Origin of the sequence: Sphingomonas sp. PAMC 26605, from assembly GCF_000241485.1 — a bacterium.
Lineage (GTDB): Bacteria > Pseudomonadota > Alphaproteobacteria > Sphingomonadales > Sphingomonadaceae > Sphingomonas.
Map to the genome: position 1 here is coordinate 1,771,548 of NZ_JH584241.1, position 8,964 is coordinate 1,780,511.

Here is an 8,964-nt window from a genome sequence, read left to right on the forward strand (position 1 = left end):
GGCAAAGGCGATCGGCACGCGGACGCAGCCGTGCGACGCGGCATAGCCGGGGTCGCGGCCGGCGTGGATCGCCACGCCGTCCCAAGTGATTCGCTGCATATAGGGCATCGCTGCGTCGTCATACTGGTTGGAGCTGTGCTTCACCGCCTTTTGCAGGATCCTGAAGTCACCCGTCGGCGTGTCGTGCCCCGGCTTGCCGGTCGAGACGGTCGACACCGCGACCAGCCTGGCGGCGCGATAGACGTACAATTTCTGGTCGGCGATGCTGACCAGGATGCGGACATCGCTCGCCGCGGGCGGTACGGCGACCGCACCGTTCCACAGATAGTCGCCGGCGGAGAGGGTCGCGACCGTGTCGCTCGTCGGTGCGGCGTCGCGCGCTTGCGCGGCGAGCGGCAGCACGGTCAAAGCGAATCCGATCGCCGCGGCACGCATACCGCGGCGCAACAGCATCAAAGCCATGGTGCACCTCATCTGTCGGCGCGGGACGCTCGGGACGGCGTCGGGGCGGCGATCATGAAGAACAAAACGTTGGCAATCGAATTTTGATCCGGAGCAATTGCCGCCGCGGCCGCGGCAGTCGAAGCGCTGAGCCGCCCAGGTTCTGCGACGAAACGCGCCATTTGTCGGAACAAATGCGCCGGGCACGCAAGGGTTTGGCAGGCTTTCGTGGTATTGGCGGTCATTCGCTTTTCGGGATGTGTCGAACCGTGTCAGAAACTCCGCTTACCCTGTCGCGTCGCAACCTTGGCAAGGCCGGGCTCGCGCTGCTTGGGGCCGCCGCGCTGCCGCGGATGGCCACGGCCGCACAGGTGCCGACCTTGGTTCAGCCGCTCGCGTCGAGCCGCGTCGTTCGCCCCGCGCTGCTGCGCCGGGCGCTCGCCGCGCTGCAACGCCACGGCGGGCGGATCGCGCATCACGACCGAATCGCGATCGCCGATTTCGCGCAGCCTTCGTCGCAGCCGCGTTTCTATCTGGTCGACATGGCGAGCGGGATGACCTCGACGCTGCTGGTGGCACATGGCAGCGGCAGCGATCCGGCGCACAGCGGTTTCGTCCAGCGTTTCTCGAACGCCGAAGGCTCGAACGCGTCGAGCGAAGGCGCCTTTCTCGCGTCGGATTATTATATCGGCAAGCATGGCAAGTCGCAGCGGCTGATCGGGCTCGATCCGACCAACGACAATGCGCTGGCGCGCGCGTTGGTCGTCCATGCGGCGTGGTACGCCAACCCCGACATGCTGCGCACGCACGGCCAGCTCGGGCGCAGCCAGGGCTGTTTCGCGGTGAGCGAAAGCGATCTGCAGCAGGTCTTCGCGCGGCTCGGCGAAGGCCGGATGATCTATTCCGCCAAGGTCTGACGCGACAGCGCGGCGTCAGAAGCCGCCGCGCCGCCGTCGCATCGGCGCGGGTCGCGCGAAGGGCGTGAAGCCGAGTTCGACCAGATTGGCGACGCGCACGTCGCGCGCCTGGACCGATCGCTCGCCGAGCACGACCGCGATGACGCGCGTCCCGCCGCGCTTGGCCGAGGTCGCGATATTGTAGCCGGCATCGAGCGTGTAGCCGGTCTTGATCCCGTCGACCCCGCCGACCCTGCCGAGCAGATGGTCGTGATTGACGTAGCGATGCGCCCGCCAAGTGAGCGCGCGCGTCGCGAACACCGCATATTCGCGCGGATGGTCGCGCAGCAGCGCATGCGCGAGCGTCGCCATGTCGCGCGCGGTGGTTTCGTTGCCGGCGTTGGTCAGCCCGGTGGCATTGGCGAAGCGCGTCCGCGTCATGCCGAGCTGGCGCGCCTTGAGGCTCATCGCGTTCGCAAAGTCGCGCTCGGTGCCGCCGAGCAGTTCGGCGACCGCGACGGTCACGTCATTGGCCGAATGGACCGCCATCGCCGCGATCGCGGTGCGCAGCGGCAGCGTGGTGCCCGCGACGAGCCCGAGCCGCGAGGCCGGCTGGCGCGCGGCGTTGCGCGATACCGGGACGGCCGCGTTGATCGACACGCGCCCTTCGTCGAGCGCGTCGAACAGCAGATAGAGCGTCATCATCTTGGTCAGCGAGGCGGGGCGGTGCGGCGCGTCGGCCAGTGTCGCGAACAGCACGCGGCCGGTGGCGGCGTTGACCAGCAGTTCCGAAACCGGGCCCGGCGATCGGCCGCGCGCCTCGGCGGTCTGCGCCACCGCGCCGCCGCAGAGCGCGACCAATCCCATGATTCCCCGCGCAAACCGCGCCACGCTGATACCCGACATCACAGTTTCCCAAGCGATTCTTGGGTGGCTGTGTGCGGCGGTCGCTTAACACGACCTTGCGGGGGCGGCTTTTTTAGCGCGTCTAGTGCTCGGCGCGCGGTGAATCGATCGGCCGGGCGGGCGCGCGGGCGTGGCCGCCGCCGCGCTCGAGCAGCGCCGCGCACGCGTCCTCGCGCAGCGGCCGGCCGTAGAGGAACCCCTGGCCGTGCGGGCAGCCCAGCGCGCGCAGCGCGTCGGCCTGCAGATCGGTCTCGATACCTTCGGCGATGACCGACAGGCCGAGCGTCCTGGCAAGATCGAGAATCGCGCGGACGATCGGGCGCTGCTCGCCCGCCTCGGCGAGCCCGGCGACGAACGACCGGTCGATCTTGAGATAGTCGAAGGGGAGCAGCTGGAGGTGGCTGAGCGAGGAATAGCCCGTCCCGAAATCGTCGAGGCTGGTCTTGACCCCCCGGGCCCGGATTTCGCCGATCACCGCCGCGGTATGTTTGATGTCGCGGATCGCGGTCGCCTCGGTCAGTTCGAGCCGGACGGTGGTCGGGTCGATAGCGCTGCTGATCAGCGCCTTGTCGACGCGCCGCGCGAAATCGGGCTGGACGAACTGGCGCGGCGAGACGTTGATGCTGACCGTCGGCAGCGGCGAGCCGCCGAAGCGGCGGTGCCAGTCGGCCATGATCCGGCACGCATTCTGCAGCACCCAGTCGCCGAGGAACAGGATCAGCCCGGTCTCCTCCGCCAGGTCGATAAAGTCCTTCGGCAGCAGCAGGCCGCGCGTCGGATGGTTCCAGCGCACCAGCGCCTCGAAACCGGTCACCCGGTCGGCATCGTCCATGTCGACGATCGGCTGGAAGAACAGGACGAATTCATGGCGTTTGAGCGCTTCGCGCAGCTCCTGCTCGAGCACGAGCCGGTCGCGGATCTGGTCGCCGAGGCTCTCGCTCAAGACGACGGTGCGATGCCGGCCCTGCGCCTTGGCCTGATACATTGCGAGATCGGCGTCGCGGTGGAGATGATCGACCTCGGCATAATGCGGCGCGTCATAGGCGATCCCGATCGACGCGGTGACGCCGAGGTCGCGCTCGCCCTCGTCGCGCTCGGCCAGCGCGGCGTGGATCCGCTCGGCGACGCGCTCGGCGATCCCGGAATCGGCCGGCGCCTCGATCACCGCGGTGAACTCGTCGCCGCCGATCCGCGCGAGCGTGTAGAACCACGCCAGGTCGGCCTGCCCATCCGCGGCCTGTTGCCGCGTCATGCACTCGGTCAGCCGCCGCGCGATGTCGCGCAGCACCGCATCGCCGGTTGCGTGGCCGAGCGTGTCGTTGACCGATTTGAAGCCGTCGAGGTCGATCACCATCACCGCGAGCTCGCCCCGGCGGTCCGGGCGCGCGCGATCGAACGCCTGCTTCAGCCGATCGCTCAGCAAGGTGCGGTTGGGCAGGCCGGTCAGCGCGTCGTGCAGCGCATCGTGGAGCAACGCCTGCTGCGCGCGCTCGCGTTCGATGACGCGACCGAGCTGGGTGCCGAGCTGGCCGACCACGCTCATGAAATCGTCATTCTCGACCAGCCGGTCGCGCGAGAAGAATTCGAGCACGCCGGCGACCTCGTCGCCGATCATGATCGGGAAGGCGCAGGCGGCGCGCAGCCCGCAGCGCGTCGCGACCTGCAGTCGCTCGAACGCCGATTGGGTGGTGACGTCCTCGATCCAGTGCGGGCGCGGATCGCGCGCGACGCGTCCCGGCAGGCTGTAGCCCTTGGGAAAGCGCACATTGCGCGAAATCTCGATGAATTCGAACAAAGGCTCGAGTTCGGCCGCGTACCAGGTGTCGCACGCCATCATCCCGCCATCGGGCATCGTCAGATAGGCGTTGCCGAACGACCAGCCCATATATTGGCAGATTTCGGAGACGGCGAGCCGCAGCGCGGGAAGAGTACCGCGATTCTGATTGGCGCCGATCGTGATGCGCTGCACCAGCAGCAATTGCTTCTGGCTTTCGAACAGCTCGCGCAGACCTTGCTCGGCGATCGCCTCGGCTTCGAGCCGGGCGGCGCGTTCGCGTTCGGCGCGGCGCTCGACCTGCGCGAGGCGGCGCTGCAGATCGGCGATCGTCGACCGGTCCGAAGCGGGCAGCATGGCGGTCATCGCGGAGTCGCCGGGCGAACCGGGTCGAGCGTCGCGAGCACGGCGCGCGTTCCGCTGCAGCGCGCGCGGACGTGGCGATGGGATGCGGTCGGCTGGGGCATCGCCGCCCGCCCGATCGCGTCCCACGCATCGTGCCCGAGCGCCTCCGCCACAATATCGCCGAACAGGCCGAAGATGCCCCGCTTCATACGAACGTCCCGGTCGCCCCGGCCCGCCGCGGCATCGCGGACGGCGGCGCATCGCCCGGGGTCTTCGTGCGGCCAGCGCCGCTGAGAGGCCGCATATCGTCGGTCCAGTCCATCGCGATGCCGATCCGATGCCGGCGCTACCGATGTTATAGCGCGATCCACGCCGATCGTGCGGCGCGCGCGGCAAATTTCGCCGCCGGGCGACGCCGGTGGTGCGGTGCCGGCGACGTCTCGCTCCGGAATGGAGCAAGTCCGCTGCTTGGGCGCGTACTTCCGGACACTTTGGTTTTGCTATTCGCTGTATTTGAGATCGACATGGGGCTGTAACAGTGTTCTTCTCAGTATTATTACTGATCAGCAGACGGTGCTATCCGGCGTAGCGCTCGAAGGGACCGCGCCATGCCGGGCGGCGCGACAGTCTGGCGGGAACGGCCCGCGAGGGCGATCGGAAGGAGTGACGCAGGTGATGCGGAACTGCTATATTGTCGATGACGACGATGCCGCCCGGACTTCGCTGCTCACCCTGTTATCCGCGCGCTTCCGGATCGTCGTGCAGGGCTTCACCTCGGGTGATGCCTTCCTTCGCGGGGTCGGCGATCTCGACCCCGGGGTCGTGTTGCTCGATTATAGCATGCCCGGCCGCAACGGGATCGAGGTCCTCCGCCTGCTGAAGGACCGGCATCCGCAGATGGTCCCGATCATGCTGACCGGCAAGGGCAGCACGCAGGCCGCGGTCGAGGCGATGAAGGCGGGCGCGCTCGATTTTCTCGAAAAGCCCTCGGACCCGGAGACGCTGTTCGGCGTGATCGAGGCCGCGTTCGACCGATCGGGCGAGATCCTGCGCTCGGCACAAGCGGCCAAGAGCGCCGCGCAACGCCTCGCGCGGCTTTCGCCGCAGGAGGCGAACGTGCTGCGCGGGCTGGTCGATGGCAAGCGCAACAAGATCATCGCCTACGAACTCGGCCTGAGCCCGCGAACGGTCGAAATCTATCGCGCGAACGTGATGAGCAAGCTTGGGGTCAACAGCCTGTCCGAAGCGCTCAGGATCGCTTACGCCGGCGGATGGCTCGCGGTCGAGCGCGCCGGGCCGGCCTAGCCGCGCTTCAGGCAGCCGCTTGCGCGACGCTTCAGGCAGCCGCTTGCGCGGCGGGCGCGCTCGACGACAGCCCCTCGATGATCGCGCGGTTGACCGCGATCAGGTCGTCGAGCGTCGCGATGCCGCGCATCACCAGGCTGGTGTGGCGATCGACCCACAGGCCGAGCGAGATGATCTGCGCGCGTAAAGCGTCGGGCAGGCCGTTGCCGCTCGTCGCGCAGGTCGCGGTGAAGATCCCCCAGGCCTCGCGGTTGCGATGCAGGATCGCGATCAGCGCGGCGCCGCGAAGGTCGGCGTCGCGCGCGCTGATCAAGGCACCGGTGATCTGGCTCAGCAGCCGCGCCTCGCTTGCCCGCGGCATCTCGGCAAAGGCGCGCGCGCGCGTATAAGCGGTGAACGACATCGGATCTCCTTTCGCGCCTTATTGTAGGACGCGCGTCATCGGGTCGGGCCGAGCCGCTGTCTCTTTTTGCGCGCCGGCAATGTTTTCCCCCGATCGCCGCAGCCGGACCGGCGAGCCTCTATAATTCGACCAGACCCAGTCACTGCGGGAACCGTCGAACCTCATGCTCAATGCTGTCGGCCTCTTGATCATCGTCGTGTGCGTCTTCGGCAGCTTCATCATGTCGGGCGGCAAGATGGGGATCATCCTCGAAGCGCTGCCGCATGAACTGATGGCGATCGCCGGCGCCGCGATCGGTGCGTTCATCGTCAGCAATTCGTTGCCGACGGTAAAGCTCGCCGGGAAAGGCCTGCTGCGCGCCTTCAAGGGCGGCAAGTGGAAGCATGCCGATTATCTCGATCTGCTGACGCTGCTCTTCCAGTTGCTCAACACTTTCCGCAAGGGCGGCGCCACCGCGATCGAGCCGCATCTCGACGCGCCCGAGGGAAGCGCGATCTTCTCGCAATATCCGCGGATCCTGCGCGACCATCATCTGGTCGCGTTCATCTGCGATTAGGCCTGGATCGCACGGTGGACCCCGATCGCGCAGCATTGTTCGGCATCGTCCCAATGCGCGCTGAGGCCATATTGGCGGATGAAGTGGCGGATCCGCGGGGCGATCAGCTTGAGCACGCGCGCAAAGGCGTGATCGGCACTGGCGCGTTGTCGCGCCGTCGGGCGCTCGCCGTTGCGCGGCGTATTGGCGATGACGGTCGCGACCGCGGATTCGAGGTCGATGGTGATCTTGGACATCCTGCTTTCCCCCATGTCACGAGCGGCAGACCGCCGTCGTTGCTGCAGGACCCGATGTACGACACCATCCTTAACGTTGATCCAATGATCCTATAGGTAATTCTACCAATCCTATATTACGCGGCGCGGACGTTGCGAAGGAAGTCGCCGACCTGCACCGTCAGCGCCTCCGCCTGGTTCGACAGGCTTCCTGCCGAAGTGAACATCTGGGTGGCCGCTACGCCGGCCGCTTCGGAGGCCTGGCTGACGCTGACGATGTTGCTCGCGACTTCCTGTGCGGCCTGCGCGGTCTGCTGGACGTTGCGGCTGATATCGTGCGTGGCGGAAGTCTGTTCGTTAACCGCGCCGCCGATGATCTGTGCGCTCTCGGCGAGTTCGGAGATCGTCGTGCTGATCGTATGGATCGCCTCCACGGCTTCGCGCGTGGCGTTCTGCACCGCGTTGATCTGGCTTTCGATCGCCTCGGTCGCGCGCGCGGTCTGCGCCGACAGCGTCTTGACCTCGGCCGCGACCACCTCGAACGCGCGCCCCGCCTCGCCGGCGCGCGCGGCCTCGATCGAGGCGTTGAGCGCGAGGATATTGGTCTTGTTGGCGATCTGGCCGATCATGCCGATCACCGAGCCGATCTGCTCGGCGTCGTTGGCCAGCGACCGGACGATCTCGTCGGTGCGCTCGGCATTGGCGACCGCGCGCTGTGCCATCGCCGACGACTGTCCGACCTGTTGCGAGACGAGCTGGATCGAGGCGGACAGCTGCTCGGCCGAGGCGGCGACCGTCTGGACCCCGGCGCTCGCCTGTTCGGCGGCACCCGCGACCGCCATCGCGCGCTGGTTGGCGGTGCCGCTCGATTCGCTCATCGAGCGCGCGGTCGATTCGAGCTCGGTCGAGGCGGTGGCGAGCTGCTCCACCATGTTCCCGACCTTCGCCTCGAAATCCGCCGCAAGATCGGCCAACCGCTTGTCGTAGGTCGCCTTATTTTCCTCTATGTAGCAGGAGATGGCGAAATCCATGTCGATCATCGCCGCCTGGTTGAGCGCCGACATCAGTTTCCAGGCCTTGCCGCCGCCGCCGATCTGCAAGCGGTGCTGATGCGCCACCAACGCGAACAGCCGATGCAGGATGAACGAATAACCGCCGATATACCATTGCGGGTTGAGGCCGATCCGGCTGTGGATCAGACCGATCGTGCGCACCGACGCGATATAGTCCTGATCGAACCGCCCGGAGAAAAGCTTGCTCCAATGATCGCCCTGCGCGCGCGCCGCGCGCGCCATCGCATCGGCGCTCCCGAACATGCCAGAAAGGTTCGGCCATTTGCGCATATTGGCATAAAAGGCATCGAGGATGACGGGCAGTTCGCGCTCGAGCGTCGGCAGGAAGGACGCCATCGCGGCGCGGCTTTCCGCATCGATTCCGGCAAACGCAAGCCGGTCGCCAATTTCGGTTTTGGTGGACATCGATACCCTCGCTGCAAGGAAGAACTCACAGCTCATTTTAGGAAACAATTTGGCGGATACCGGCCGCGCGGCGGTGAACTGCGCGCGTTCAGCCGAGAAATTGATCAAGCCGCAGGTTTCGGCCGATATGGCCAAGCATCCAGGCGCGATGCGCCTGACCCGCCGCGCCGGCAGTGGCGATCCGCTGGTTCGCTTGTGCCTCGCCGATCTGCGCGCGTAGCAATTTGCCCGCGTGCGCCTCCGACAGGCCGCCGCGCAGGAACCGGCAGGCATCGGCGAGCCCGAGATGGTGCGCGGCATAAGCGAGCTGCGTCACCGCCTCGACCGAACCGCCGATCGCGAAGCCGCGGTGCTGCAGGCCGTCGAGATTCTGCCGGGTATAATCGGCAAGCGCGTTGATCGCGGCGCCGGGATCGTAGCGCAGCGCGAGCAACGCCGAGCGCGATCCCGCGGCGATGCGCCCGTCCGCGCCGATCCAGCCGCGCGCCCGCGCCACCGCATTGAGCCAGCTGCCCTTGGTTTCGGCGAGCGACTGCCACGTCCCGCTGAGGAACTGGCCGAGCCCGGCGGCGCTCGAGCGCGGGTTGCGCGAATGCGCGATCCAGCAGCCGTCACGATCCTTCGCTGCCTCGGCGTTGATGATCG

Annotated in this window: 9 protein-coding genes and 3 pseudogenes; 3 read left to right on the plus strand and 9 right to left on the minus strand. The window is 67.2% G+C overall.

What is annotated here, in order from left to right:
• Both RH90_RS08150 and RH90_RS23915 read right to left on the minus strand, forming a co-directional pair.
• On the minus strand, positions 1–462 hold a 462-nt coding region (locus RH90_RS08150), incomplete at its 3' end, for a L,D-transpeptidase family protein (protein ID WP_010185026.1).
• An 8-nt stretch (positions 463–470) separates the two neighbouring features.
• Positions 471–686, minus strand: a complete 216-nt coding sequence (locus RH90_RS23915; protein WP_198283395.1) for a hypothetical protein — start codon at positions 684–686, stop codon at positions 471–473.
• 12 nt (positions 687–698) lie between these two features.
• Here RH90_RS23915 and RH90_RS08155 point away from each other — a divergent pair, with 12 nt between their 5' ends.
• Complete coding sequence (locus tag RH90_RS08155) at positions 699–1,358, plus strand: murein L,D-transpeptidase catalytic domain family protein (protein ID WP_037492707.1); 660 nt, start codon at positions 699–701, stop codon at positions 1,356–1,358.
• Between the two features lie 15 nt (positions 1,359–1,373).
• Here the strand turns inward: RH90_RS08155 and RH90_RS08160 are convergent, their stop codons facing one another.
• The 3 genes from RH90_RS08160 to RH90_RS08170 form a co-directional block, all read right to left on the minus strand.
• Complete coding sequence (locus tag RH90_RS08160) at positions 1,374–2,243, minus strand: D-alanyl-D-alanine carboxypeptidase family protein (RefSeq protein WP_010185028.1); 870 nt, start codon at positions 2,241–2,243, stop codon at positions 1,374–1,376.
• A gap of 82 nt (positions 2,244–2,325) precedes the next feature.
• Complete coding sequence (locus RH90_RS08165; protein ID WP_010185029.1) at positions 2,326–4,383, minus strand: putative bifunctional diguanylate cyclase/phosphodiesterase; 2,058 nt, start codon at positions 4,381–4,383, stop codon at positions 2,326–2,328.
• Entirely contained in the window at positions 4,380–4,571 is a 192-nt protein-coding gene (locus RH90_RS08170; RefSeq protein WP_010185032.1) for a hypothetical protein, read from the minus strand. The genes RH90_RS08165 and RH90_RS08170 overlap by 4 nt, the downstream gene beginning before the upstream one ends.
• A 466-nt stretch (positions 4,572–5,037) precedes the next feature.
• Between RH90_RS08170 and RH90_RS08175 the strand changes: the two genes are divergently transcribed.
• The gene (locus RH90_RS08175) at positions 5,038–5,667 is read left to right on the plus strand and encodes a response regulator transcription factor (protein ID WP_037493238.1); all 630 of its coding nucleotides are present in this window, start codon (positions 5,038–5,040) and stop codon (positions 5,665–5,667) included.
• 31 nt (positions 5,668–5,698) lie between these two features.
• On the opposite strand, the gene RH90_RS08180 is transcribed toward RH90_RS08175, so the two are convergent.
• On the minus strand, positions 5,699–6,070 hold the full coding sequence (locus RH90_RS08180) for a flagellar biosynthesis regulator FlaF (protein ID WP_010185035.1): 372 nt from the start codon (positions 6,068–6,070) through the stop codon (positions 5,699–5,701).
• Between the two features lie 163 nt (positions 6,071–6,233).
• Here RH90_RS08180 and RH90_RS08185 point away from each other — a divergent pair.
• Positions 6,234–6,623: pseudogene (locus RH90_RS08185) on the plus strand (motility-associated protein); the annotation flags it as partial.
• Between the two features lie 2 nt (positions 6,624–6,625).
• Here the strand turns inward: RH90_RS08185 and RH90_RS08190 are convergent.
• From RH90_RS08190 to RH90_RS08200, 3 genes and pseudogenes are all read right to left on the minus strand, one after another.
• Positions 6,626–6,862 (minus strand): annotated as a pseudogene (locus RH90_RS08190) (sigma-70 family RNA polymerase sigma factor); the annotation flags it as partial.
• 116 nt (positions 6,863–6,978) lie between these two features.
• A complete protein-coding gene (locus tag RH90_RS08195; protein WP_010185039.1) occupies positions 6,979–8,319 on the minus strand; it encodes a globin-coupled sensor protein in 1,341 nt (446 codons plus the stop codon).
• Between the two features lie 88 nt (positions 8,320–8,407).
• Positions 8,408–8,964 (minus strand): annotated as a pseudogene (locus RH90_RS08200) (peptidoglycan-binding protein); the annotation flags it as partial.

Coding starts and splice junctions, on each gene's coding strand:
- RH90_RS08155 (WP_037492707.1), top strand. CDS start 699: ATGTGTCGAACCGTGTCAGAAACTCCGCTTACCCTGTCGCGTCGCAAC.
- RH90_RS08180 (WP_010185035.1), bottom strand. CDS start 6,070: ATGTCGTTCACCGCTTATACGCGCGCGCGCGCCTTTGCCGAGATGCCG.
- RH90_RS23915 (WP_198283395.1), bottom strand. CDS start 686: ATGACCGCCAATACCACGAAAGCCTGCCAAACCCTTGCGTGCCCGGCG.
- RH90_RS08165 (WP_010185029.1), bottom strand. CDS start 4,383: ATGACCGCCATGCTGCCCGCTTCGGACCGGTCGACGATCGCCGATCTG.
- RH90_RS08160 (WP_010185028.1), bottom strand. CDS start 2,243: ATGTCGGGTATCAGCGTGGCGCGGTTTGCGCGGGGAATCATGGGATTG.
- RH90_RS08170 (WP_010185032.1), bottom strand. CDS start 4,571: ATGAAGCGGGGCATCTTCGGCCTGTTCGGCGATATTGTGGCGGAGGCG.
- RH90_RS08195 (WP_010185039.1), bottom strand. CDS start 8,319: ATGTCCACCAAAACCGAAATTGGCGACCGGCTTGCGTTTGCCGGAATC.
- RH90_RS08175 (WP_037493238.1), top strand. CDS start 5,038: ATGCGGAACTGCTATATTGTCGATGACGACGATGCCGCCCGGACTTCG.